At 71.8% G+C, this 24486-nt stretch carries 22 protein-coding genes; 17 read left to right on the top strand and 5 right to left on the bottom strand.

Going from position 1 to position 24486, the window contains the following annotated elements; genetic code table 11:
• The first annotated feature begins 77 nt into the window (after positions 1 to 77).
• The 7 genes from ABD335_RS00445 to ABD335_RS00415 all read left to right on the top strand — a co-directional run bounded on the left by ABD335_RS00445 (position 78) and on the right by ABD335_RS00415 (position 5799).
• Positions 78 to 764, top strand: a complete 687-nt coding sequence (locus ABD335_RS00445) for an HAD family hydrolase (protein WP_344319956.1) — start codon at positions 78 to 80, stop codon at positions 762 to 764.
• Between the two features lie 42 nt (positions 765 to 806).
• Positions 807 to 1982, top strand: coding sequence for an acetoin utilization protein AcuC (locus ABD335_RS00440; RefSeq protein WP_344319955.1), 1176 nt, complete (start codon positions 807 to 809; stop codon positions 1980 to 1982).
• A 99-nt stretch (positions 1983 to 2081) separates the two neighbouring features.
• On the top strand, positions 2082 to 2897 hold the full coding sequence (locus ABD335_RS00435) for a phosphatase (protein WP_344319962.1): 816 nt from the start codon (positions 2082 to 2084) through the stop codon (positions 2895 to 2897).
• A 128-nt stretch (positions 2898 to 3025) separates the two neighbouring features.
• Positions 3026 to 3238 carry a helix-turn-helix domain-containing protein gene (locus tag ABD335_RS00430; protein WP_344319954.1) on the top strand — a complete coding sequence of 71 codons (213 nt, stop codon included), beginning with the start codon at positions 3026 to 3028 and terminating at the stop codon, positions 3236 to 3238.
• 131 nt (positions 3239 to 3369) lie between these two features.
• The gene (locus tag ABD335_RS00425; protein ID WP_003948845.1) at positions 3370 to 3468 is read left to right on the top strand and encodes a 30S ribosomal protein bS22; all 99 of its coding nucleotides are present in this window, start codon (positions 3370 to 3372) and stop codon (positions 3466 to 3468) included.
• A gap of 200 nt (positions 3469 to 3668) precedes the next feature.
• The gene (locus tag ABD335_RS00420; protein ID WP_344319953.1) at positions 3669 to 4703 is read left to right on the top strand and encodes an NAD-dependent epimerase/dehydratase family protein; all 1035 of its coding nucleotides are present in this window, start codon (positions 3669 to 3671) and stop codon (positions 4701 to 4703) included.
• Positions 4696 to 5799: a lysophospholipid acyltransferase family protein gene (locus ABD335_RS00415; RefSeq protein WP_344319952.1), complete on the top strand. Its 1104-nt coding sequence runs from the start codon at positions 4696 to 4698 to the stop codon at positions 5797 to 5799. The genes ABD335_RS00420 and ABD335_RS00415 overlap by 8 nt, the downstream gene beginning before the upstream one ends.
• Positions 5800 to 5881: 82 nt before the next feature.
• Here ABD335_RS00415 and ABD335_RS00410 read toward each other — a convergent pair whose 3' ends face one another.
• The 3 genes from ABD335_RS00410 to ABD335_RS00400 form a co-directional block, all read right to left on the bottom strand.
• Positions 5882 to 7150 (bottom strand): DUF5667 domain-containing protein, encoded by a 1269-nt coding sequence (locus tag ABD335_RS00410; RefSeq protein WP_344319951.1) that lies wholly within the window; start codon positions 7148 to 7150, stop codon positions 5882 to 5884.
• A gap of 214 nt (positions 7151 to 7364) precedes the next feature.
• A complete protein-coding gene (locus tag ABD335_RS00405) occupies positions 7365 to 8150 on the bottom strand; it encodes an ECF subfamily RNA polymerase sigma factor, BldN family (protein WP_344319950.1) in 786 nt (261 codons plus the stop codon).
• A gap of 276 nt (positions 8151 to 8426) precedes the next feature.
• Positions 8427 to 9365 (bottom strand): HAD family hydrolase, encoded by a 939-nt coding sequence (locus ABD335_RS00400; protein ID WP_344319949.1) that lies wholly within the window; start codon positions 9363 to 9365, stop codon positions 8427 to 8429.
• 140 nt (positions 9366 to 9505) lie between these two features.
• On the opposite strand from ABD335_RS00400, the gene ABD335_RS00395 reads away from it, so the two are divergent.
• The 6 genes from ABD335_RS00395 (at position 9506) to hemB (ending at position 15888) form a co-directional block, all read left to right on the top strand.
• Entirely contained in the window at positions 9506 to 9751 is a 246-nt protein-coding gene (locus ABD335_RS00395) for a glutaredoxin family protein (RefSeq protein WP_425583506.1), read from the top strand.
• Positions 9752 to 10040: 289 nt separating this feature from the next.
• The gene (locus ABD335_RS00390; RefSeq protein WP_344319947.1) at positions 10041 to 10832 is read left to right on the top strand and encodes a redox-sensing transcriptional repressor Rex; all 792 of its coding nucleotides are present in this window, start codon (positions 10041 to 10043) and stop codon (positions 10830 to 10832) included.
• 73 nt (positions 10833 to 10905) lie between these two features.
• Positions 10906 to 12240, top strand: a complete 1335-nt coding sequence (locus tag ABD335_RS00385) for a glutamyl-tRNA reductase (protein ID WP_344319946.1) — start codon at positions 10906 to 10908, stop codon at positions 12238 to 12240.
• A complete protein-coding gene (hemC, locus tag ABD335_RS00380; RefSeq protein ID WP_344319945.1) occupies positions 12237 to 13217 on the top strand; it encodes a hydroxymethylbilane synthase in 981 nt (326 codons plus the stop codon). Before ABD335_RS00385 ends, hemC begins: the two co-directional genes overlap by 4 nt.
• Positions 13214 to 14863, top strand: coding sequence for a bifunctional uroporphyrinogen-III C-methyltransferase/uroporphyrinogen-III synthase (locus tag ABD335_RS00375; RefSeq protein WP_344319944.1), 1650 nt, complete (start codon positions 13214 to 13216; stop codon positions 14861 to 14863). Before hemC ends, ABD335_RS00375 begins: the two co-directional genes overlap by 4 nt.
• A complete protein-coding gene (hemB, locus tag ABD335_RS00370) occupies positions 14860 to 15888 on the top strand; it encodes a porphobilinogen synthase (protein ID WP_344319943.1) in 1029 nt (342 codons plus the stop codon). The genes ABD335_RS00375 and hemB overlap by 4 nt, the downstream gene beginning before the upstream one ends.
• A gap of 110 nt (positions 15889 to 15998) precedes the next feature.
• On the opposite strand, the gene ABD335_RS00365 is transcribed toward hemB, so the two are convergent.
• Complete coding sequence (locus tag ABD335_RS00365) at positions 15999 to 17192, bottom strand: RtcB family protein (protein WP_344319942.1); 1194 nt, start codon at positions 17190 to 17192, stop codon at positions 15999 to 16001.
• Positions 17193 to 17426: 234 nt separating this feature from the next.
• On the opposite strand from ABD335_RS00365, the gene ABD335_RS00360 reads away from it, so the two are divergent.
• From ABD335_RS00360 to ABD335_RS00350, 3 genes are all read left to right on the top strand, one after another.
• Positions 17427 to 18416 carry a hypothetical protein gene (locus ABD335_RS00360; protein WP_344319941.1) on the top strand — a complete coding sequence of 330 codons (990 nt, stop codon included), beginning with the start codon at positions 17427 to 17429 and terminating at the stop codon, positions 18414 to 18416.
• Between the two features lie 175 nt (positions 18417 to 18591).
• A complete protein-coding gene (locus ABD335_RS00355) occupies positions 18592 to 19281 on the top strand; it encodes a DUF3558 family protein (protein ID WP_344319940.1) in 690 nt (229 codons plus the stop codon).
• A 165-nt stretch (positions 19282 to 19446) separates the two neighbouring features.
• Positions 19447 to 20727, top strand: coding sequence for a DUF2637 domain-containing protein (locus ABD335_RS00350; RefSeq protein ID WP_425583505.1), 1281 nt, complete (start codon positions 19447 to 19449; stop codon positions 20725 to 20727).
• A gap of 40 nt (positions 20728 to 20767) precedes the next feature.
• Here ABD335_RS00350 and lysS read toward each other — a convergent pair whose 3' ends face one another.
• A complete protein-coding gene (lysS, locus tag ABD335_RS00345) occupies positions 20768 to 22486 on the bottom strand; it encodes a lysine--tRNA ligase (RefSeq protein ID WP_344319939.1) in 1719 nt (572 codons plus the stop codon).
• 161 nt (positions 22487 to 22647) lie between these two features.
• Between lysS and argS the strand changes: the two genes are divergently transcribed.
• On the top strand, positions 22648 to 24444 hold the full coding sequence (gene argS, locus ABD335_RS00340) for an arginine--tRNA ligase (protein WP_344319938.1): 1797 nt from the start codon (positions 22648 to 22650) through the stop codon (positions 24442 to 24444).
• Positions 24445 to 24486 lie beyond the last annotated feature (42 nt).

Raw genomic sequence — 24486 nt, 5'->3', positions numbered from 1 at the left:
CGAACAATTCGTGAGGAAAAGCCCCGTCGGGTATCGAACCGACGGGGCTTTTCCGTATGTCCAGGTTAGAGTGGTCCATGCGCTACGACCTGGTGATCTTCGACAACGACGGCGTTCTCGTGGACAGTGAGCCGATATCCAATCGGATTCTCGCTGCTTATCTGACCGAGCTGGGACACCCGACCACGTACGAGGAATCCATCAGGGATTACATGGGATCCGCCGTGCACCGCATCCACGATCTGATTCTGGAGCGTTCGGGCCGGCGGCTTCCCGAGGAATTCGACGAGGTCTTCCACGGGCGCGTCTTCGATGCCTTCCGGCGTGATCTGCTGCCGGTCGCCGGCGTCGACGAGGTGCTGCGGGGGCTGGAGGCCGAGGGTGTGCCGTACTGCGTGGCCTCGTCGGGCAGTCACGAACGGATCCGGGTGGCGCTCCGGAAGACGCGGCTGTACGACCGGTTCGGAGAGAAGCGCATCTTCAGTTCGCAGGACGTGGGACGGGGGAAGCCCGCACCGGATTTGTTCCTGCACGCCGCCGAGGTGATGGGGGTGCCGGCCGAGCGCTGCGCCGTGGTCGAGGACAGTCCCCTGGGCGTGCGGGCGGCCGTCGCCGCCGGGATGGACGTCTACGGCTTCACCGCGATGACGCCGGGCGAGAAGCTGGCGGGAGCCACGGCGCTGTTCTCGGAGATGGAGGAGCTGCCCGCACTGCTGGCCCGAACACCCGAGCCGCCCTTCCGAAGTGGCTCTGATGTGGCGTAGGCGACCGTGTGGTTCCCCCGCGCGACCGATACGGTGACGGGTATGAGCGGCGGCGCACGGTTGATGTGGGACGAGGCGGTCACCGATTACGACTTCGGGTCGGGACACCCGATGGACCCGGTGCGGCTCGGGCTGACCATGAGGCTCGTCGAGGCCTTCGAACTGCCCGGCGCCTCCGGCCTGAAGGTGGTCGCCGCCGCGGCGGCGGGCGACTCCACCCTGAGACTCGTGCACCGTTCCGACTACATCGACACCGTGCGCCGGGTGTCGGCCGACCCCCGGTCGGCGGACGGGACGTACGGCCTCGGCACCGAGGACGACCCGGCCTTCGAGGGGATGCACGAGGTCTCGGCGCTGATCGCCGGGCAGTCCGTCGGGGCCGCTGAGGCGGTCTGGCAGGGAGAGGCGCTGCACGGCGTCAACATCGCGGGCGGGCTCCACCACGCGATGCCGGGCGCGGCCGCCGGTTTCTGCATCTACAACGACGCCTCCCTGGCCATCGCCCGGCTGCTGGAACTGGGAGCCGAGCGGGTCGCGTACGTGGATCTGGACGTGCACCACGGGGACGGAGTGCAGACGGCCTTCTGGGACGACCCGAGGGTGCTGACGATCTCGTTGCACGAGCACCCCCGCATGCTCTTCCCCGGGACGGGCTGGCCGGAGGAGACCGGTGGCGAGAAGGCGGAGGGCGGCGCGGTGAACATCGCGCTGCCGCCCGGCACCTCGGACGGCGGCTGGCTGCGGGCGCTGCACGCCGTGGTGCCGGAGCTGCTGGCCGCCTTCCGTCCGCAGGTGTTGGTGACCCAGCACGGCGCGGACACGCACATCGAGGACCCCCTCGCCCACCTGGCGGTGACCGTCGACGCCCAGCGAGTGGCCGCCGAGGCCTGCCACGACTGGGCGCACCGGTACGCGCAGGGCCGCTGGGTGGCGCTCGGCGGCGGCGGTTACGCGGTCGTCGAGGTCGTGCCGCGCGCCTGGACGCACCTGGTGGCGATCGCGGCGGGCGAGCCGATTCCGCCGGAGACCATGATCCCGGAGGACTGGCGGCGGCAGGTGTACGCGAAGACACGCCTGGACGCCCCGCGGCGGATGACGGACGGCCGCGAGCCGGTGTGGTCGGGCTGGGAGGCGGGGTACGACCCGGCGAGCGCGTTGGACCAGGCGGTGCTCGCCACACGGCGTGCGGTGTACCCCCTGCACGGGCTGTTGCCGTGACCGCGGGGCCGGACGCCGCACAGCCGTCCGGAGGGTGGTTCTCGGGGATTTCGGCGGTCCGAGGCGCCGCCGGTCCGCGAGGATGCTGCGATGAGAGGCGTGTCGAGCGTCGACGCCCTGCGCGCGCATCTGCTGGAGGCCCGGCTGGCGGGGCCCATCGCGACCACTCGGGAGAAGAGTCTGGGTCGGTACCGGCTCTTCGCCGCGGGGGATCCGCGGGCGCTGCTCGGCCTGGAGCCGGAGGAGGCGTGGACGGTCCCGCGACTGGTCGGGCTGATGGCCCGCAGCTGCGGTGTGTCGCCGGACCCGGGGTGCGTGTCCGGTCCGGACACGGTCGATCCGGAGCGGACGATCGCCGCGTTGGACGCCTTCGCGGAGCGGTTGGGCAGGGCCGCCCGGCACCGCTCGCCGGTGCTGCTGGGGACCGGACACCCCCACCGTCTCCTGGGCTTCTACGCCCCTTTGGCCAGGGCGCTCTCGGCGGCGGGATGCCTTGTGCTCACACCGGCGCAGGGTAGACGTATCGACATAACGACCGGGTTCGGCGTACGTCCGTACCGCCTCCGGTACGTACGGGGAGTCGCGTTGATCCACGAGGCGGGGGTGCGTCCCGTTCCCGATGCGCCGGGCGCACACTCTCACTCGCCCCTGCCCGTACGGACGGTCCTCGACGCCGCCGCTGCCGCCGGCGGGCCGTTGCCGGAACTGGTGATCGGGGACCACGGATGGGTCTGCGGCGCAGGTCAGTTGGGCTTCGAGGCGATCGGACCGGCCGATACGGACGATCCCGCGGTGTTCGTCGGAGAGGCGGAGGGCAAGGTGCGCGTGGCGGTCCCGATGGATGACTCCGCGCTTCCGGACCACTACCGTCCGATTGCTCGCTATGTGCTCAATCGTTCCCGTCTGTCACATTAGGGGGCCGATGGCTACTCCTCTTCCCCACTTGCATCACCCGCCCCTAATCTGGGGAGGAGCGCGCATGCGAGCAGGAGTCACCGGAGGGGAAGCCGGTGCCCGACATGTGCGGAAGGTTCAGGTGTGACATGGCTGCTGCCGAGAGGCCTTTGAACGAGGTTGTGTTCCTGACCGTGGCGGAGGTCGCCGCGGTGATGCGAGTGTCCAAGATGACCGTGTACCGCCTGGTGCACAGCGGTCATCTGCCGGCGATCCGGGTCGGCAGGTCCTTCCGGGTGCCGGAGCAGGCCGTCCACGAGTACCTCCGCGGGTCCTACGTGGGGGTGGAGAAGAGCGCGTAGTCGGCGTGGAGCGGGGGCTTGGGGACCCCTCGTGTCACGAGCATCACTCGGCGCCGGGTAGTCTGGGCCGATGTAGGTCGTGTGGGCTCGGACGCCCCGCACCGAGTGACGAAGTGAGCGAGGGTAAGTTCGTGGGCTCTGTTATCAAGAAGCGGCGCAAGCGGATGGCCAAGAAGAAGCACCGCAAGCTGCTCAAGCGCACACGCGTGCAGCGCCGCAACAAGAAGTGAGCGGGCGCGCCGCACACTGATCACCGCCCTCCCACCGCCGTGTCGGTGGGAGGGCGGTGGCGTTCCGCCGCAGGGCCGCACCCACCCGATACGGTGGCGGTGGAACCGGGGCGAAACCAGTGCGAGGGGCCGCCGGGCCCGGGCACGGGCTCTTCCGGGAGCGGTCGCCGCGCGTCGAGAGCGCTGAGAGGGAGCATCCGTTGGGCAAGGTCGTGCTCGTCACCGGAGTCGCCCGGCAACTCGGCGGGCGCTTCGTACGGCGGATCCTGCGCGATCCCGACGTCGACCGGGTCGTCGGTGTGGACGCCCTGCCGCCGGCGCACCACCTCGGCGGCGCCGAGTTCGTCCGGATCGACATCCGGCAACCCGCCATCGCCGGGGTGCTCGCCGAGCACGGCGTGGACACCGTCGTCCACCTGGACGTCAGCGGGATACCGCTCCTGCCGCGCGGCAGCCGGGCGTCGGTCAAGGAGACCAACGTCATCGGCACGATGCAGCTCCTGGGCGCGTGCCAGAAGGCCCCGTCCGTGCAGCGGTTGGTGGTGAAGTCCAGTACGAACGTCTACGGGTCCTCGCCCCGCGATCCGGCCGTCTTCACCGAGACGACGGTGCCCAAGGCGCTGCCCGGCGGCGGCTTCGCCAAGGACATCGTGGAGGTCGAGGGGTACGTGCGCGGGTTCGCCCGCCGCCGTCCCGACGTGGCCGTGACGGTGCTGCGCTTCGCCAACATCCTCGACCCGAGCGCGGACACGCCGCTCGCGGAGTACTTCGGACTGCCCGTGCTGCCGACCGTCCTCGGCTACGACCCGCGCCTGCAGTTCGTCCACGGGGACGACGTGGTGGAGGTGTTGCGGCTGGCGGCCGGGGAGCCGCGGCGCGGCACGCTCAACGCGGGAACGTTCAACATCGCGGGGGACGGGGTCCTGCTGCTCTCCCAGGCCGCGCGGCGGCTGGGGAAGCCGACGCTGCCCCTGCTGCTGCCGGCCATCCGGTGGACCGGGACCGCGCTGCGCTCGGTGGGGATCACGGATTTCTCGGCCGAACAGATCCGGCTGCTGACGCACGGCAGGGTCGTGGAGACCACGCAGATGCGCGAGGTCCTCGGCTTCGAACCGAAGTACACCACGGCCGAGACCTTCGCCGACTTCGCGCGCAGCCACGGCCCGGGGCTGCTGCCGCCCGAGACACTCGCACACGCCGTGGACCGCATCGAGGAGGTCGTCCGCCATGGCTGACGCCAAGGTCATCCCGTTCGACGACGACCGCTCGCGTGGCGTCGGACGAGCGGCCAAGGGACGCTCGGCGAGTCGCCGCCGCAGTACGGGGGAGGACGGCCGTCCGACCCCCCAGAGCGCTCAGGAAGGCGGTCAGACGCCGCTGGCCGCCGTGCCGGAGCCCGAACCCGCGCCGGGGCCCGAGAAGGAGCCCGAAGGGCCCGTACGGGGCCGGGAGACGCCCTTCGAGGGCGAGGCGCCGCGGCCGGACGCCGGGGACGACTGGGACCGTCGGATCGCGGCCGGTCTGGCGTTCCTGCGGCGGCGGATCACCGGGGAGTACGAGGTCGACGAGTTCGGCTACGACGCGGAGCTCACCGAACAGGTGCTGCTGTCGCTGCTGCGGCCGCTGTACGAGAAGTACTTCCGGGTCGAGGTGCTCGGCATCGAGAACATCCCGTCCGAGGGCGGCGCGCTGGTGGTCGCCAACCACTCCGGGACGCTGCCGCTGGACGCGCTGATGCTCCAGGTCGCCGTGCACGACCACCATCCGGCGCGGCGGGCCCTGCGGCTGCTGGCGGCCGACCTGGTCTTCGTGCTGCCGGTCGTCAACGAGCTGGCCCGGAAGGCCGGACACACGCTGGCGTGCGCGGAGGACGCCCAGCGGCTGTTGGAGCGGGGCGAGATCGTCGGGGTGATGCCGGAGGGCTTCAAGGGCCTCGGGAAGCCGTTCTCGGAGCGCTACAAGCTCCAGCGCTTCGGACGCGGGGGGTTCGTCTCCACGGCGTTGCAGGCGGGGGTGCCGATCGTGCCCTGCTCGATCGTCGGGGCGGAGGAGATCTACCCGATGGTCGGCAACCTGAAGACGTTGGCGCGGCTGCTCGGCTTTCCGTACTTCCCCGTCACGCCCACCTTCCCCCTGCTGGGGCCGTTGGGGATGCTGCCGCTGCCGACGAAGTGGACGATCCAGTTCGGTGAGCCGATCCCGATGGACGACTATCCGCCGGAGGCGGTCGAGGACCCGATGCTGATGTTCAACCTGACGGACCAGGTGCGCGAGACGATCCAGCACACCCTCTACAGGCTGCTGGTGCGGCGGCGGTCGGTGTTCTTCTGAGGGGCCTTCCGCCGAGGCTCTCCCGCGGCTCCGGGCCGAGGGTTCGGCGGCCGGCACTCCGGGGGTGCCGCCCGCCGAACCGTCAGTCGGCGTCGCCGCCGTCGATGCCCAGGCCCGGCAGGATGTCCGGGATGAGCGGCGGGATGGTGATGTCCGGCTCGGGGAGGCCGGGAGTGTCGGCGCCGGGGGCGGACGGTGTGCCGTCCGTGGCCGAGGGAGGGTCCAGCAGGTCTCCGGGAGCGGGCAGGCCCCCCTTCTCCTCGTCCGTCCGGGAGCCGGAGGGGCTGGGCTGCCCGCCGTCGCTCCGATGGCCGTCCGGGGAACCGCCCGGTACGGGCGAGGAGGGCCGGATCGGGCGGTCGCCGTCCGCGCGGTCGTCGCTGCCGGCGTGGCCGTCGGTGGACTCCTCGCCGTCCGCTGTGGACCTCAGGAGGGACCGCAGCGGGGTGACCTCGTCGTCTATGGCGTCGAAGACGGAGCTGACCTCGTCGCTCACGTCCGTCAGCTGGGCGGGGAGGCGGTGGCGCAGCTGCTCCCACACGGTCCCGTGGGACTCGGAGAAGGACGACAGCGTGCGGATCGGGCCGATCGAGCCGTCCCGCTCGTACACCCCGCTGAGCAGTCGGTGACCTTCGGCAGCGTCGTGGTGCATGCGGGAGAGCACCCTGCGGATCTCGCCGACCGACTCGTGGTCCAGGTGGCCCGAGCGGCCGCGCTCCAGCAGGCGCCGCGCCTCGTTCAGCCGCTTGGAGGCGTGGTCCAGGTGGACCCTGCCGCGGTCGGCGTCGTCGTCGGCGAGATCGAGCTTGAGGTCCTCCATGCCCAGCTTGAGGCCGTAGAGGGTGTCACCGGGCAGGGCGTCGGTGCTGGCCACGGCGGCTCCGGTGAAGGCACCGGCGGCGACGCCGACGCCCAGGCCGCCCGCCGCGAGCCCCTGGGTGAGCCGGGATCTGGGGCGCAGTTTGCCCAACGGGCCGAGGGGGGAGGCGCGGTGGGCTCCCTTGCGCCCCGAGCGGGAGGAGGCGCGCTGATCCGGCACCGGGGAACCCTGGCCGCCCTCGGCGAAGGCGCTCTCCATGGCGGCGATGAGCCGGGCCCGCTGCGCTGCCTTGACGTCGGGGGCCATCGTCGGTCTCGGCAGGGACACCAGCCGGTCGGTCAGCGACAGCAGTGCCGTCTGCTCGTCCGGCCTCTCCGCCGTCCCGCTCGGGTCCGCAGGACCGACCGGGGTGTCCGGTGTGGCCGGGACAGCGCCCCCGGACCGGTCGGCCGCCGCGCCCTCGGGCTCGCGCTCGTCCAGAGCCTGGGCGAAGGCGTTGGCCCGCCGGCTCGGCGATACGGCTCCCATCACGGGCGGCACCTCCTCTCGTCAGCACGGTCGACTCCCGACCTCACAGGAAGGTTGCACGGCCTGTCCGGACACGGCCGGGCGGACGCTTCCGCCCGGGCACGGGGGACCGTGGGGAGTCTGCAACCCGCACAACGACCACCGGGCACGGTGGGTTACGCCCTGCGGATGATGTGATTGCCCGGTTGACCGTGGGGATGCGGACGACCACTCTCGGTCATCGGCTGTCCTCCGGGAGCAGGCGCGCCAGCGTCCGCACGGCCCGGTACTGGAGGGTCTTGATCGCGCCTTCGTTCTTCCCCATGATCCGCGCGGTCTCCGCCACCGACAGGCCCTGGAGGAAGCGGAGCGTCACGCACTCCTGCTGCTGCGGGTTGAGCTTGCGCACGGCCTCCAGCAGGGCGGCGTTGGAGAGCGACTCCAGGACGGAGTCCTCCGGGCTGCGCTCCACCTCGTTGGCGTCGAGCATCTCGCCGGTGGTGACCTCCAGGCGGAAGCGGCTCGACTTGAAGTGGTCCGCGACCAGGTTGCGCGCGATGGTGACCAGCCAGGCGCCGAAGTCCCGGCCCTGCCAGGTGAAGGTGCCGATCCGGCGCAGGGCGCGCAGGAACGTCTCGCTGGTGAGGTCCTCGGCCGTGGCCCGGCCGCCGACGCGGTAGTAGATGTAGCGGTAGACGGTGTCGCAGTACTGGTCGTAGAGGCGGCCGAACGCCTCGGCCTCGCCGGCCTGGGCGCGTTCGACGAGGTCCATCATGCGACGGCTGTCGCTGTCGGCCACCGGTCGTCGGGCGGCTCCCGAGGCGGTCGCGGCGTGGGCGCGCCGGCCGATCGGCGCGGCGCTCGCGGCGGCTCTCTCGGCCAGGGCGTAGACGGGGCCTGTGGGGACAGGTGCGGCGAGGGCGGGGGCGGCGTACGCGGAGGGGACGATTGCGCGCAGTTGGTGGATGACCGCTGTGCGCAGCGCAGCCAGGCCCGAGGCGTCAACCCCGACGTGTGGGTACACGGGACTCCCAGAGGCAGAGCTTCCATCACGTGCAGTGCGGGACCGTCCGCCCGTCACAAGGGCGTGTGGACACCGGATTGCGTCTGAGGAGAATAACGCTTCGTACAGGCGGTGCTACACCTAGTTGCCGAAATCGCCGATTGGGTTCTCTCTGTTACGCGTTTTCGGCGGTTCGAACAGCGAACGAGGTATGCGAATCGATCGATTCGTGTCACTCTGCGATCGATTCGCCGCGCGCATGTGGTCGGCAGAGGTCTCCCGGCGGTCGACGCCGTTCTAGCGGCGACGGCGTTGGATCGCCACGGCCGCCGCGGCGCCGCCCGCCACCGCGCCGACCCCGGCCGCCGCGGGGATGCCCACCTTCGCGGCCTTCCGGCCGGTCCGGTAGTCGCGCAGCCGCCAGCCCCTGGCGCGCGCGTGGGCGCGCAGCCTGCTGTCGGGGTTGATGGCGTAGGGGTGCCCGACGAGGGAGAGCATGGGGATGTCGTTGGCCGAGTCGCTGTAGGCGGCGCACCGCGAGAGGTCCAGGTTCTCGGCGGCGGCCAGCGCCCGCACCGCCTCCGCCTTCGCCGGGCCGTGCAGCGGCTCGCCGACCAGACGCCCGGTGTAGACGCCGTCGACGGACTCGGCCACGGTGCCCAGCGCGCCGGTCAGTCCCAGCCGGCGGGCGATGATCGTGGCCGTCTCCACGGGCGCGGCGGTGACCAGCCACACCTTCTGGCCCGCGTCCAGGTGGGCCTGGGCCAGGGCGCGGGTGCCCGGCCAGATCCGGTCGGCCATGTACTCGTCGTAGATCTCCTCGCCGATCTCCATCAGCTCCGAGACCCGGTGGCCCTTGACGATGGACAGCGCGCTGTCGCGGGCGTCCTGCATGTGCTCGGCGTTCTCCGAGCCCGCCAGCCGGAACCAGGCCTGCTGCCAGGCGAAGCGGAGCAGTTCGCGCGTGTCGAAGAACTTCCGCTTGTACAGGCCGCGGCCGAAGTGGAACAGGGCCGCGCCCTGCATGATCGTGTTGTCCAGGTCGAAGAAGGCGGCGGCCCGGACGTCCCCGCGGACCGGGAATTCCGGTTCCGCCGGTTTCCCCGGCTCGCCCGGGGCGAGTTCGTCGACCTCCCGCGACGTCTTGCGCGCCGCCTCGGCGGCGGCCTCGCCTGCGAGCACGCTGCGAGCCGTCGCCGAACGCCTGCGGGAGAGGAGCCATCCAAGTGCGGCCATATCGCGAGCATATCCACTGCCGGCGGTGGTTCCGGTGACAGGCGGATGTCGCCGGGGCGGGGAGTGCGCCAACAGGGGAGGGCGGGGCGGAGGGGGTGGGGCGGTCCGGCCCCGGGCGCCCCGGGACCGGGAGCGGCACAATGGCGGTCATGAGGACCGTGACTCTCATCGGCAAGCCCGGCTGCCATCTGTGCGACGACGCGCGCGCGGTGGTCAGTGAGGTCTGCGCGCAGGTGGGCGCGCGCTGGGAGGAGAAGGACATCACCCAGGACGAGGAGCTGTACCGCAAGTACTGGGAGCAGATCCCGGTGGTGCTCGTGGACGGGGCGCAGCACGACTTCTGGAGGGTGGACCCGCGGCGGCTGCGCGCGGCCCTGTCGTCCTGACCGTCGTCCTGGCCGATTTCCGCCGTCCGGTCACGCCCTGATCCTGTGGGGCGATCTCGCGGCCGGTCTCGTGGGCGATCTCGTGGACGCGGATGTGAGGAGTGCGTGAAGAGGGGGTGACGCCGGCACGACACGTGTGGCGCCGGTCACTTTGACCGGACAAAGCGGACACCATCTTTGTGCACGCGTTCACAAAGACATAGCCTGGTCGGGACTGAGCGGTCCGGACAAGTGTCCGGAAGGTGTCCACCGGAGCCGCTCACCGCTACGCGCAGACGGCAGGAGCACCGTGGCAACTGGCCGAACACACCGACCGGCGACCCGCAGCCGAGGGATCCCCGAGGCCACCGTCGCCCGTCTTCCGCTGTACCTGCGGGCGCTCACCGCGCTCTCCGAGCGTTCGGTGCCCACGGTCTCCTCGGAGGAGCTGGCCGCCGCCGCCGGCGTCAACTCCGCCAAGCTCCGCAAGGACTTCTCCTACCTCGGCTCGTACGGCACCCGCGGCGTGGGCTACGACGTCGAGTACCTCGTCTACCAGATCTCCCGCGAACTGGGTCTGACCCAGGACTGGCCCGTCGTGATCGTCGGAATCGGCAACCTCGGCGCCGCGCTCGCCAACTACGGCGGCTTCGCCTCCCGCGGCTTCCGCGTCGCCGCCCTGATCGACGCGGACCCCTCGATGACCGGCCGGCCGGTCGCCGGCATCCCGGTGCAGCACACCGACGACCTCGAATCGATCATCGAGGAGAACGGCGTGTCCATCGGCGTGATCGCCACCCCCGCCGGAGCCGCGCAGCAGGTCTGCGACCGGCTCGTCGCCGCCGGGGTGACCTCCATCCTGAACTTCGCGCCGACCGTGCTGTCCGTGCCCGACGGCGTGGACGTGCGCAAGGTGGACCTCTCCATAGAACTGCAGATCCTCGCCTTCCACGAGCAGCGCAAGGCGGGCGAGGAGCCGACCGGCGAGAGCGCGGCGGACACCGCGCCGCCCGCGGCGCCGCCCGCCGCCACCGTGCGCCGCCGCACCGACGGAACCGAGCCGGGACCTGACGGGGACGTGCCCGCCGTGATGCCCGCATGAGCGAGCGAGCCGCTACAGTGCGCGTCCCGTGTCTCCCGCACGGCGAACAGCCCGAGCGAAGCGAGGGACGCGCATGAGTCTGCTGGTCGTGGGACTGAGCCACCGCAGTGCGCCGGTGAGCGTTCTGGAACGGGCCGCCCTCGCGCCCGAGACGCGCGGGAAGCTCCTCCAGGACGCGGTGGGCGCCGAGCCCACCACGGAGGCCGCGGTGCTCTCCACCTGCAATCGCATCGAGCTGTACGCCGACGTCGACAAGTTCCACGCCGGCGTGGCCGAGCTGTCCGGCCTGCTCGCCCGGCACAGCGGCGTCGGCCTGGAGGAACTCACCCCCCACCTGTACGTCCACTACGAGGACCGCGCCGTCCACCACCTGTTCTCGGTGGCCTGCGGACTGGACTCGATGGTCGTCGGCGAGGGGCAGATCCTCGGACAGATCAAGGACGCGCTGGCCCTCGCGCAGGACCGGCACACCGCCGGGCGGCTGCTGAACGACCTGTTCCAGCAGGCGCTCCGGGTCGGCAAGCGGGCGCACAGCGAAACCGGCATCGACAAGGCGGGCCAGTCCCTGGTCACCTTCGGCCTGGAACAGCTCGCGGACGGTCGCCCGGTCGAGGAGTGGGCGCGCGGCAGACGCGCCCTGGTGATCGGCGCCGGTTCGATGTCCTCGCTCGCCGCCACGACGCTCGCGCGGGCCGGTGTCACCGAACTGGTGATCGTCAACAGGACGCTGGAACGTGCCCGGCGCCTGGCGGCGAGCCTCGACGGCGGCGGGCTCACGGCGCGCGCCGTTCCCACCGGTGAGCTGTCCGCGCAGCTCCCGCACGCCGACGTCGTGGTCTCCTGCACGGGCGCCACCGGCCTCGTGCTGACGGCCGACGACCTGGAGGCCGCGTTCGCCGCGCGCCCGGTCTCCCAGGACGAGCCGGTCGCCCTGCTCGACCTCGCCATGCCCCGCGACATCGACGCCGCCGCCCACCGCATGGAGGGCGTACGGTTGGTGGACATCGAGTCGCTCGCCGAGGCCTCGGCCGACGCACCCATGGCCGCGGACGTCGACAAGGTGCGCGAAATCGTCACCGACGAGGTCGCCGCCTTCGGTGCCGCCCAGCGTGCCGCGACCATCACCCCCACCGTGGTCGCGCTGCGATCCATGGCGGCCGACGTCGTCGCGGCCGAGATGGCCCGCCTCGAAGGGCGCCTCCCCGAACTCGACGACAAACAGCGCGCCGAGATCACCCAGACCGTACGGCGGGTCGTCGACAAGCTGCTGCACGCGCCCACCGTGCGCGTCAAGCAGCTCGCCGGCGAGCCGGGCGGCGCAGGATACGCCGACGCGCTGCGCACGTTGTTCGATCTGGATCCACAGACCGTCGCGGCTGTCAGCAACCCCGAACAGGAGCGGCAATGAGCACCAACGCCTCCCGGCCTCTGAAGCTGGGCACCCGTGGCAGTACCCTCGCCATGGCCCAGTCCGGGCAGGTGGCCGAGCGGGTCCGGCGGCTCACCGGACGGCCCGTCGAGCTGGTGGGGATCACCACCTACGGCGACGTCTCCCGTGAGCACCTCTCCCGCATCGGCGGCACGGGGGTCTTCGTCTCCGCGCTGCGCGACGCGCTGCTCGCGGGCGAGGTCGACTTCGCCGTTCACTCCCTCAAGGACCTCCCCACCGCCCAGCCGCCGCAGTTGGCGCTGGCCGCGGTGCCGGTGCGCGAGGACCCGCGCGACGCGCTGATCGCCCGCGACGGCCTCACCTTCGAGCAGCTTCCGGACGGTGCCCGGGTCGGCACCGGCTCGCCGCGCCGCATGGCACAGCTCAACGCCTGGGCGCGCGCGCTCGGCAGGCGCATCGAGACCGTGCCGATCCGGGGGAACATCGAGCGTCGCCTCGGCTTCGTGCGCTCCGGTGAGCTGGACGCGGTCGTCCTCGCCACCGCCGGCCTGCGGCGCGCCGACATGGCGGACGCGATCACCGAACTCATCGACCCCAGCGCGGTCCTGCCCGCACCCGGCCAGGGAGCCCTGGCGATCGAGTGCGTGGCGTCGAACGAGGACCTCACCACGCAACTCGCCGAACTCGACGACCCGCGCACGCGGGCCGCCGTGACCGCCGAGCGAAGCCTGCTCTCCGCCCTGGAAGCCGGTTGCAGCGCGCCCGTGGGCGCACTGGCCGACGTACGGGACGAGGGGCAGGATGTCACCGAACTGCATCTGCGCGGCGTCGTCGGCACCACCGACGGCACCACGCTGGTGCAGCTGTCCACCACCGGCTCCGTACCGGCGTCCGCCGCCGAGTCGCTCGCCCGGGCCCAGGCCCTGGGACGCGAACTCGCCGACGAGATGCTCGCCAAGGGCGCGGCCGGTCTGATGGGGGAGCGAGCACATTGAGCCCCACCACCACTCTCTCGTACGGCACCCAAGGGCACGTCACCTTCCTCGGTGCCGGGCCCGGAGACCCGGGACTGCTGACGCTGCGCGCCGTGGAGGCGCTGGCACAGGCCGATGTACTGGTCGCCGACCCGCAGGTGTACGACGTCGTGCGGGCGCACGTGCGGGCAGGTGTCGACACCCCGCTCCAGGCAGCAGGTGACGACCCGTCAACAGACTCCGCCCGTGCCGACGATGCGGTAAATCTTGTCATGCGGGCCGCACGCGGCGGCAAGCGGGTGGTCCGTGCGGTCCAGGGCGACCCCGGGCTCGACGCCAACGCGGCCGACGAGATGCTCGCCTGCGCCGCCGAGGGCATCACCTTCGAGGTCGTGCCCGGCATCGCCAACGCCGTGGGCGTTCCCGCCTACGCGGGCGTGCCGCTGCGCAACGGGCACGGCGCGGACGTGCGTTTCCTCGACGCGCGGACCGCCGACACCCGGGCGTGGAGCGAGGTCGGCGCCAGCGACTCCACCGTGGTGGTCTCCACCACCCTGGAGTCCGTCGCCGCCCACGCCGCCGAGCTGGTCACGGCGGGCCGCAAGCCCGACACCCCGCTGACCGTCACCATCGACGGCACCACCACCCGGCAGCGCACCTGGACCGCGACGCTCGGCTCCATCGCCCAGACGCTCAAGGCCGCCAAGGTGCTGCCCTCGCCGGGCGGCAGCCGCCCTGCGATAGCCGTGGTGGGCGAGCGCAGTGCCGCCGCCGAGCAGCGCGAGAGGCTCGCCTGGTTCGAGTCCAAGCCGCTGTTCGGCTGGCAGGTGCTCGTGCCCCGCACCAAGGAGCAGGCCGCCTCGCTCTCCGAGCAGCTCCGCTCCTACGGGGCCGTGCCCAGCGAGGTGCCCACCATCGCCGTCGAGCCGCCGCGCACGCCCCAGCAGATGGAGCGCGCGGTCAAGGGCCTGGTCACGGGCCGCTACGAGTGGATCGCCTTCACCTCGGTCAACGCGGTCAAGGCGGTGCGCGAGAAGTTCGAGGAGTACGGCCTGGACGCCCGCGCCTTCGCCGGGATCAAGGTCGCGGCCGTCGGCGAGCAGACGGCCAAGGCGCTGGTGGAGTTCGGCGTCAGGCCCGACCTGGTGCCCAGCGGCGAGCAGTCCGCCGCCGGGCTGCTGGAGGACTGGCCGCCCTACGACCCGGTCTTCGACCCGATCGACCGCGTCTTCCTGCCCCGCGCCGACATCGCCACCGAGACGCTGGTGGCGGGTCTGATCGAGCTGGGCTGGGAGGTCGACGACGTCACGGCCTACCGGACCGTGCGCGCCTCGCCCCCGCCGGCCGAGACGCGCGAGGCCATCAAGGGCGGCGGATTCGACGCCGTGCTGTTCACCTCCTCCAGCACCGTACGGAACCTCGTCGGCATCGCCGGCAAGCCGCACAACGTGACGGTGATCGCCTGCATCGGTCCGGCGACGGCCAAGACCGCGGAGGAGCACGGGCTGCGCGTGGACGTCATGGCGCCCGAGCCGTCGGTGCACAAGCTGGCCGAGGCGCTCGCGGAGTTCGGCGCCAAGCGCCGGGCCGCCGCGATCGAGGCCGGCGAGGCGGTCCAGCGGCCGAGCGAGAAGCGGCCGACGAGGAGAAGGGCACGGACATCGTGACGATCGGCAAGGGCACCTACGACGGAGCGCGGGGCGGCGGCTACGGGGACTTCCCCGTGGTCCGCCCCCGGCGGCTGCGCACCACGCCGGCCATGCGCCGGATGGTGGCCGAGCACCGGCTGCACCCGGCCGAGCTGATCCTGCCCGCCTTCGTGCGGGAGGGCATCAGCGAGCCGGTGGCGATCTCCTCGATGCCCGGCGTGTACCAGCACACCCGCGACACCCTGCGGAAGGCCGCGGCCGAGGCCGTGGCGGCGGGCGTCGGCGGCATCATGCTCTTCGGCGTGCCCGAGGACGGCAAGAAGGACGCCGTCGGCTCGCCGGGCACCGACCCGGACGGCATCCTCCAGGTGGCGCTGCGCGACGTGCGCGCCGAGGTCGGCGACGACCTGGTCGTCATGTCCGACCTGTGCCTGGACGAGTTCACCGACCACGGCCACTGCGGCGTCCTGGACGAGCGCGGCCGGGTGGACAACGACGCCACGCTGGAGCGGTACGCCGAGATGGCGTGCGTCCAGGCGGACGCCGGCGCGCACGTGCTGGGGCCCAGCGGCATGATGGACGGCCAGATCGGCTTCGTCCGTCGCGCGCTGGACGAGGCCGGGCACCAGGACGTGTCGCTGCTGGCCTACACCGCCAAGTACGCCTCCGCGTTCTACGGCCCCTTCCGGGAGGCGGTGAACTCCTCCCTGCGGGGCGACCGCAGGACCTACCAGCAGGACGCGGCCAACGCGCGGGAGTCGATGCGCGAGCTGGCGCTCGACCTCGCCGAGGGCGCGGACATGGTCATGGTCAAGCCCGCGCTGCCGTACCTGGACGTGCTGCGCCGGATCGCGGACGCGGTGGACGTCCCCGTCGCCGCGTACCAGATCTCCGGCGAGTACGCGATGGTCGAGGCCGCCGCGGAGCGCGGCTGGATCGACCGCGACGCGGCGATCATGGAGACGCTCACGGGCATCAAGCGCGCGGGCGCGAACATGATCCTGACCTACTGGGCGACCGAGGTGGCCCGGCGGCTCTCCTGAGCCGCCGACCCCGCCCGGGGCCCGGGCGGGGTCGGTCCCGGGGAAGCCGTCCGGGGCGTCGGTCACGTCCGGTGTCCGCGGGACCGTCCGGCCCCGCGGACACCGCCGCGTCAGCCCTTGACGCAGACGACCTGCCGGAGCTTCGCGACCACCTCGACCAGGTCGCGCTGCTGGTCGACGACCTGCTCGATCGGCTTGTACGCGGCCGGGATCTCGTCCACCACGCCGGAGTCCTTGCGGCACTCCACGCCCCGCGTCTGCTCGGCCAGGTCCCGCGCGGTGAACCGCTTCTTCGCCGCGTTGCGGCTCATCCTGCGACCCGCGCCGTGGGAGGCGGAGTTGAAGGACGCGGCGTTGCCCAGGCCGCGGACGATGTAGGAGCCCGTGCCCATCGAGCCGGGGATGATGCCGTACTCGCCGCTGCCCGCGCGGATCGCGCCCTTCCGGGTGACCAGCAGGTCGATGCCGTCGTAGCGCTCCTCGGCCACGTAGTTGTGGTGGCAGGAGATGACGGGTTCGAAGGTCGGCCGCGCCTTCTCGAACTCCGTGCGGATCACGTTCTTCAGCAGGCCCATCATGATCGCGCGGTTGCGCTTGGCGTACTCCTGCGCCCAGAACAGGTCGTTGCGGTACGCCGCCATCTCCGGGGTGTCGGCGACGAAGACGGCGAGGTCGCGGTCGACCAGGCCCTGGTTGTGGGGCAGCTTCCGGGCCACGCCGATGTGGTGCTCGGCCAGTTCCTTGCCGATGTTCCGCGAGCCGGAGTGGAGCATCAGCCAGACGGCTCCGGTGTCGTCCAGGCAGACCTCGATGAAGTGGTTGCCGCCGCCGAGCGTGCCCATCTGCCTCGCGGCCCGCTCCCGGCGGAAGCGGACCGCCTCGGCGATGCCGTCGAAGCGGGACCAGAAGTCGTCCCAGCCGGAGGCCGGGGCGTCGGGCAGGCGGTCCGGGTCCACCGGGTCGTCGTGCATGCCGAAGCCGACCGGGATGGCCTGCTCGATCCGCGAGCGCAGCCGGGAGAGGTCGCCGGGCAGGTCGTTGGCGGTCAGGGAGGTCTTCACCGCCGACATGCCGCAGCCGATGTCCACGCCGACCGCCGCCGGGCAGACCGCGTCGCGCATGGCGATGACCGAGCCGACCGTCGCGCCCTTGCCGTAGTGGACGTCGGGCATGACCGCCAGGCCCTCGATCCACGGGAGCGTCGAGACGTTGCGGAGCTGCCGCATCGCGACGTCCTCGACCGTGGCGGGGTCGGTCCACATCCGGATGGGCACCCGGACCCCGGGAACTTCGGTGTACGCCATGCTCGTTCATCCCCCTGAGAGAAAAGTGTGGGCACGTTCCGCCGATCGCGTGGACGCCGTGGACAGAGCGCGTACGTCCACACCCGGAAGACGGACGTACTACTGCATATGCCTCAGTGGGCGGAGGTCCCCGCGGAGCGCGCGGGGGACATCGTGCGGTAGACATTGTGTTACGAAGCCACCGGGCGACGGCAACGCGTTTTCGAGCGTTCCCACGGACGAGGGAGATGGGCAGTGCAGCGGAAGGGATACGCCGCCGGCGCCGTGCTCGCCGCCGTACTGACCGTCGGCTCCGTGGGCTGCACCGGAGGCTCCGGCTCGGGGGCCTCCGCGGCCGACAGCAAGCCCGGCTCGGTCAGCGCCGAGGCCGCCACGGCCCCGCCCGGCACGTACCGCGACCTGCCCGAGCCCTGCGGGACGGTCGACACGGGCCTCCTGCGGAGGATGCTGCCGAACGCGGAGGCGGACGGCTCCGCGAAGAAGGACGGCGACGGGCGGCCGGCGGCCTACGAGGGCGAACAGACCGTCACCTACGACAACGACCGCCGGGTCGGCTGCCGCTGGAAGAGCTCGACCAGCATGGGCAGCCGTCACCTCCTGGTCGACTTCGAGCGGGTGGTGTCGTACGACCCCGCCGTCAGCGACGACGAGCGGGCGGCGCGCCTCTACGAGGACATGGTGCTGGAGGCCGGGATCCCGACCGCGCCGCCGTCGGAGGAGGAGAGTTCGGAGCCGGGGACGGCCGAGGACGCGGAGGAGGCGAAGAAGGCGGGCTCGGGGCAGAAGACCTCGGGGACGGAGGAGCCCGAGAAGGGCGAGGCGTCCGAGGACTCCGGGGAGTCCGAGGCGTCCAAGTCACCCGAGAAGTCCAAGCCATCCGAGAAGCCCGAGTCATCCGAGGAGTCCGAGGAGTCGGAGGAGTCCGAGGAGTCGGAGGAGTCGGAGGAGTCGGAGAGCGCCTCCCCGTCGGCCACGCCCGGCGCCGACCTGGCGCCGCGTTCGTTGCAGGGCATCGGGGACGCCGCGTACATCGACGACGAACTGGTCACCGCCGACTCGGGCGTCCACCGCGACATCACCCTGGTCTTCCGCACGGGGAACGTGATCGTCACGATCGAGTACGAGCAGTGGGTGACGGACCGGCGCGGGCTGCCCGACAGCGCCGAACTCCAGGAGAGGGCGTTGGAGTTGGCCGGGGACCTCGTCGGGGAGTTCGACGCCTGAGACCGGTGCCGGGCCGGGCCGGAGACTGAGACGAGGGACACACCCCGCCGCCGTGCCGCCCGGCGGGGTCCGCGACCGTCCTAGGCTTCCTCCGGTGTCCGTCCCCCGAGTGGCGTACCGTGCCGTCCGACAGGGCGTGCTCCGGGCGCCCCGCACATCCGGAAGCGAAGGAACCATGCACCACAACGCCAAGCGCACCGCCGTCCGTACGCTTGCCTGCGCCGCCGTGCCCATGCTGCTGGTCGCGGGCTGCTCCGGCGGCTCCGGTGAGGACGACTCCGCCAAGCCCTCGCCCAGCGTCTCCTCCTCCAGCGCGCCCCCCAGCCCGGCGCCCGTGAAGTTCACCACGCTGCCCGACCCGTGCAAGACCCTGTCCAAGAAGACGATCAAGGACGTGGTGCCCGAGGCGAAGGAGGCCGGCAAGAACCTGGGCTCCGAGGACGCCGACGGCTACGGCACCTGCCTGTGGAGCGGCCTGGACGGCTTCCAGTACCGGGCGCTCACCGTCTCCCTCAAGCGCTTCGACTCCGACGTGACGCTCGGCAGCGGCAGCGAGCGCGCCGCGGAGTACGCCGGACAGCAGGTGGCCGCGGTCTCGCGGGACGGCGAGCACGAGAAGGTGAAGGAGGTCCCGCTCGACGGGGTCGGGGACCAGGCGACGTCCATATCCTTCGAGACGAAGAAGAAGGACGGGAAGAAGACCGAGGACTACCGCGAGCAGCGGGTCGTGGCGCTCGACGGCAACGTCGTGGTGACCGTGGAGTACGAGGGCGCCGGGTTCGAGACCGGCGAGACCCCGAGCGCGAAGGACATCCGCGAGGGGGCGGAGAAGGCGGCGAAGGAGGCCGTCAAGGCGCTCGAGTAGGGAAGCGAACGGCGGGGAGGTCCGCGTCCCTCCCCGCGTACCCTGTCTTCCCTCCGACCCCCACCCGGCTCCCCTCGCCGTCCCGGCCGGGAGCGGGCATCCGGCCGACGACCTCGCGAGGACACAGCAGTGCAACTGACACGGACTCACCGCATACTCGTCGGCGTGGTCGTGACCGGGGCGGTGGTGATCGCGGCGATCGGTTTCGCCGGGTCGTACGCCGCCGTCCGCGACCTCGCCGAGCAGAAAGGTTTCGGCGGGTTCGCCCCGTTCTTCCCCATCGGCATCGACGCCGGCATCGTGGTGCTGCTCGCCCTGGACCTGCTGCTCACCTGGATCCGCATCCCCTTCCCGATGCTGCGGCAGACCGCCTGGCTGCTGACGGCCGCCACCATCGCCTTCAACGGCGCCGCCGCCTGGCCCGACCCGCTGGGCGTGGGGATGCACGCGGTGATCCCGGTGCTGTTCGTGGTCTCCGTCGAGGCCGCGCGGCACGCGGTCGGCCGGATCGCCGACATCACCGCCGACAAGCACATGGAGGGCGTGCGGCTCTCCCGCTGGCTGCTGGCGTTCCCCTCCACCTTCCGGCTGTGGCGTCGGATGAAGCTGTGGGAGCTGCGCTCCTACGACCAGGTCATCCGGATGGAACAGGACCGGCTGATCTACGAGGCGCGGCTGCGGGCGCGCTACGGGCGCGGCTGGAAGCGGCGGGCGCCGGTGGAGGCGCTGATGCCGCTGCGGCTGGCGCGGTACGGGGTGCCGCTGTCGGAGACCGCCCCGGCCGGACTGGCCGCCGCCGGCATCGAACCGCAGCCGGTCCCGGGGACGGGCGGTGCGGCGACCGTGGCGGCCGGGGAGCCCGCCGGAGAGGTGGCCGCCGTGGAGAAGGCCGTGCCCGAACTGGCACCGCCCGTACGGAACGAGGCGCGGGAGGAGCGGGAGCGCGGGGTCGTGCCCCCGGAGTGGGAGGCGCCCTCGGAGCCCGTCGAGCCGGAGGAGACCGGTCCGGAGCCCGTCGGGACCGTCCCGGTTCCCGCGTACGCGGCCGAGGCCGCGCCGTCCAGGTCCACGGTGACCGTGCCGGTCTCCCAGGGCCGCCGCCGCCCGATGGGGCAGCCGAGCCACGCCGGAGCGCGGCCTGCGTACGCGCACTCCGCGCTTCCGCCGGACGAGCCGGTGGCGGTGGTGCCGGCGCCGGAGCCGGACGACAACGGACCGCTCGGCATACCGGACGACACGATGTACACGGACGTCTACTACCGGGCCTATCAGCAGTTCATAGCCGACAACAGCAGGCACCCCAACGCCCGGGAGCTGGCCAAGGTGCTCCACGACGAGCACGGCGTGACCAGCATCGAGGGCGGTCTGCTGAGCGAGAGTCACCTGCGCCGGTACCTGAGGGACTTCAAGCACCGCTACAACGAGGAGATGGGCCTGGGAGGCTGACCGCCCCTCAGGCCCACCGTGCCGGCGAGGTGCCGCGCCGTCAGGCGCCCAGCAGCTTGCGGACGCGGTCCGCGCCGACCGCCAGCAGCAGCGTGGGCAGCCGCGGGCCGGTGTCGCGGCCGACCAGGAGGTTGTAGAGCAGCGCGAAGAAGGCGCGCTGGGCCACCTTCAGCTCCGGCGTCGGCTTGGCGTCCGGCGTCAGACCCGCCTGGACCTTGGGCACGCCGTAGACGAGCGTGGTCAGGCCGTCCAGCGACCAGTGCTCGTCCAGCCCGTCCAGCAGCAGCCGCAGGGACTCGCGCTGGGTGTCGTCGAGCGAGGCCAGCAGCTCGGTGTCCGGCTCCTCGCGGACGCGGGTGCGCTGCTCGGCCGGGACCTGGGTGTTGATCCACCGCTGCGCGCAGTCCAGGCGCGGGCGCGTCTCGTCCAGGGAACGGACCGGGTTCTCCGGGTCCAGCTCGCTCAGGATGCGCAGGGTCTGCTCCTCGTCCCCGGTGGTGATGTCCACCACGGAGGCGAGGGTGCGGTACGGCAGCGGGTGCGGCGTCCTGGGCAGTTCGCGGGACGCGGTGCTGGTGGCGCGGCGGTGCGCGGCGGCGTCCGCGGGCTGCGCGGTCCCGTCGGCGACCTTGCGCTCCAGGGCGTCCCACTCGTCGTAGAGCCGCTGGATCTCCTGGTCGAAGGCGATCTTGAAGGACTGGTTCGGCCTGCGGCGGGCGTACAGCCAGCGCAGCAGCGGCGCCTCCATGATCTCCAGGGCGTCGGACGGGGTCGGCACCCCGCCCTTGGAGCTGGACATCTTCGCCATGCCGCTGATGCCGACGAAGGCGTACATCGGGCCGATCGGCTGCTCGCCGCCGAAGATCTCCTTCACCAGCTGACCGCCGACGACGAAGGAGGAGCCCGGCGACTGGTGGTCCACGCCGGAGGGCTCGAAGACCACGCCCTCGTACGCCCAGCGCATCGGCCAGTCGACCTTCCAGACGAGCTTGCCGTGGTCGAACTCCGACAGCGACACCGTCTCCTCGTGGCCGCACCGGCACACGTAGGTCATCTCGGTGGTGTCGTCGTCGTACGCGGTGATCGTCGTCAGGTCGCGCTCGCAGACGGTGCAGTACGGCTTGTACGGGAAGTACCCGGCGCTGCCGGCGCTGCCGTCGTCCTCGCCCGCCGCGCCGGAGCCCTCGGCGGCCTCGATCTCGGCGGCGTCCATCGGCTTCTGCTGCTTCTTGGCCGCGCTCTCCGGGGTGACCTTGGTGCGGTAGCGGTCCAGGACGGCGTCGATCCGCTCGCGCTCGCGCATGGCGAAGAGGATCTGCTCGCGGTAGGCGCCGGAGGTGTACATCCGCGTCTGGCTGATGCCGCGCACCTCGATGCCGAGCCGGTCGAGGGCGTCGATCATGGCGGCCTTGAAGTGCTCGGCCCAGTTGGGGTGCCGGCTGCCCTCGGGCGCGGGCACGGACGTGAGCGGCTTGCCGATGTGCTCGGCCCAGGAGGGGTCGATGCCGGCCGGGACCTTGCGGAAGCGGTCGTAGTCGTCCCACGACAGGATGTGCTCGCAGGGGACGCCGCGCCGCTTGATCTCGTCGGCGACGAGGTGCGGAACCATCACCTCGCGGAGGTTGCCGAGGTGGATGGGGCCGGAGGGGCTCAGGCCAGAGGCGCAGACGATCGGTTTGCCGGGGGCGCGGCGTTCCGCCTCGGCAATGACCTCGTCCGCGATGCGGGAGACCCAGTCGGTCTCGGTGCTCTGAGCCACGGTTGGCGTCCCTTTCCAGAACCTCGGGTGTCGGGAATGACGGTTCCATTGTTTCAGACCCGTGGAGAGCCCGGCGCGTGATATGCGCGCGCCCCGGCCGGTGCCCCCGTGGGATACTGGACCGATCCGGTAATCCCTCTCAACGGAATGGCACACCTTTCATGGCCTCGGTTCCTTCCCTTGCCGCCACCGTCCGCCAGCGTGTCGCGGAGGCCCTCTCGGCTGCCCTGCCGGAGGCCGCTTCCGCCGATCCGCTGCTGCGACGCAGCGACCGGGCGGACTTCCAGGCCAACGGGATGCTGGCGCTGGCCAAGAAGCTGAAGGGGAACCCGCGGGAGCTGGCGGCGAAGGTCGTGGAGCGGCTGCCCGAGGCCGCCGGGGACGAGGAGAACCCGGTGATCGCCGGGATCGAGGTCTCCGGCCCGGGCTTCCTCAACATCACCGTCGCCGACGAGGCGATCATCGGGACCCTGGCGGCGCGGGCGGCCGACGAGCGGCTGGGCGTGCCGTACGCGGAGCACCCGGGCACGACGGTGATCGACTACTCCCAGCCCAACGTGGCCAAGGAGATGCACGTCGGCCACCTGCGCTCCACGGTGATCGGCGACGCGATCGTGAAGATCCTGGAGCACCGCGGCGAGAAGGTGATCCGGCGCCACCACATCGGGGACTGGGGCACGCAGTTCGGCATGCTCATCCAGTACCTGATCGAGCACCCGCACGAGCTGGACCACGCCGCGGACAGCCCGAGCGCCGCCGCCGGAGAGAGCGGCGAGGCCGCGATGTCCCGGCTCAACCGGCTCTACAAGGCGTCGCGGGCGCTGTTCGACTCCGACGAGGAGTTCAAGCAGCGCGCCCGCGACCGGGTGGTGCTCCTCCAGAGCGGGGACGAGCGCACGCGCGAGATGTGGCGGCGGATCGTCGACGAGTCGATGATCTACTTCCACGCGGTGTACGACCAGCTCGACGTGGAGATCCGCGACGAGGACGTGGTCGGCGAGAGCGCGTACAACGACGATCTCCAGCAGGTCGTGAAGGACCTGGAGTCCAGTGGCGTCGCGGTCCGCTCCGAGGGCGCGCTGTGCGTGTTCTTCGACGACGTCAAGGGCCCGGACGGCAAGCCCGTCCCGCTGATCGTGCAGAAGTCCAACGGCGGCTTCGGCTACGCCGCCACCGACCTGGCCGCCATCCGCGACCGCGTCGGGAAGCTGGGCGCCGACACCCTGCTGTACGTGGTGGACGCCCGGCAGGCGCTGCACTTCAAGATGGTCTTCGAGACCGCGCGCCGGGCCGGTTGGCTGCCCGAGGGCGCCGCGCGGCAGCTCGCGTTCGGCACGGTGCTGGGCAAGGACGGCAAGCCGTTCAAGACCCGTGAGGGCGAGACGGTCCGGCTGGTGGACCTGCTGGACGAGGCGGTGGAGCGGGCCACGGCCGTGGTGCGGGAGAAGTCCGGCGGCGCGGGCCTGACCGAGGAGGAGATCGCCGAGCGCGGCGCCCAGGTGGGCATCGGCGCGGTGAAGTACGCGGACCTGTCCACCTCGATGTCCCGCGACTACGTCTTCGACCTGGACCGGATGGTCTCGCTCAACGGCGACACCAGCGTCTACCTCCAGTACGCCTACGCCCGGATCCAGTCGATCCTGCGCAAGGCGGGCGACGCCAGGCCCGTCCCGCACCCGGAACTGTCCCTGGCCCCGGCGGAGCGGGCGTTGGGGCTGCACCTGGACGAGTTCGCCGAGACGCTCGAGGGCGTGGCCGAGACGTACGAGCCGCACAAGCTGGCCGCGTACCTCTACCAGCTCGCCTCGCTGTTCACGACGTTCTACGACCAGTGCCCGGTGCTGAAGGCCGGGGACGAGGCGACGGTGGAGAACCGGCTGTTCCTGTGCGACCTGACCGCCCGCACCCTGAGTCAGGGCATGGCGCTGCTGGGCATCCGCACCCCCGAGCGGCTGTGAGTCCGCGGAGGGCGTGAACGTTCCGAGCGCCCGCCCCCCCCC

The sequence above is a fragment of the Streptomyces macrosporus genome (assembly GCF_039533145.1).
Taxonomy (GTDB): domain Bacteria; phylum Actinomycetota; class Actinomycetes; order Streptomycetales; family Streptomycetaceae; genus Streptomyces; species Streptomyces macrosporus.
This window is presented reverse-complemented; position numbering and strand designations above follow the sequence as displayed.

Bases quoted from the DNA above. Each gene is read 5' to 3' on its own strand.
- ABD335_RS00400 (WP_344319949.1), bottom strand. From the start codon at position 9,365: ATGGCCGCACTTGGATGGCTCCTCTCCCGCAGGCGTTCGGCGACGGCT.
- hemC (WP_344319945.1), top strand. From the start codon at position 12,237: ATGAGCACCAACGCCTCCCGGCCTCTGAAGCTGGGCACCCGTGGCAGT.
- ABD335_RS00395 (WP_425583506.1), top strand. From the start codon at position 9,506: ATGGCGGTCATGAGGACCGTGACTCTCATCGGCAAGCCCGGCTGCCAT.
- ABD335_RS00440 (WP_344319955.1), top strand. From the start codon at position 807: ATGAGCGGCGGCGCACGGTTGATGTGGGACGAGGCGGTCACCGATTAC.
- ABD335_RS00385 (WP_344319946.1), top strand. From the start codon at position 10,906: ATGAGTCTGCTGGTCGTGGGACTGAGCCACCGCAGTGCGCCGGTGAGC.
- ABD335_RS00365 (WP_344319942.1), bottom strand. From the start codon at position 17,192: ATGGCGTACACCGAAGTTCCCGGGGTCCGGGTGCCCATCCGGATGTGG.
- argS (WP_344319938.1), top strand. From the start codon at position 22,648: ATGGCCTCGGTTCCTTCCCTTGCCGCCACCGTCCGCCAGCGTGTCGCG.
- ABD335_RS00415 (WP_344319952.1), top strand. From the start codon at position 4,696: ATGGCTGACGCCAAGGTCATCCCGTTCGACGACGACCGCTCGCGTGGC.
- ABD335_RS00445 (WP_344319956.1), top strand. From the start codon at position 78: ATGCGCTACGACCTGGTGATCTTCGACAACGACGGCGTTCTCGTGGAC.
- ABD335_RS00355 (WP_344319940.1), top strand. From the start codon at position 18,592: ATGCACCACAACGCCAAGCGCACCGCCGTCCGTACGCTTGCCTGCGCC.
- ABD335_RS00430 (WP_344319954.1), top strand. From the start codon at position 3,026: ATGGCTGCTGCCGAGAGGCCTTTGAACGAGGTTGTGTTCCTGACCGTG.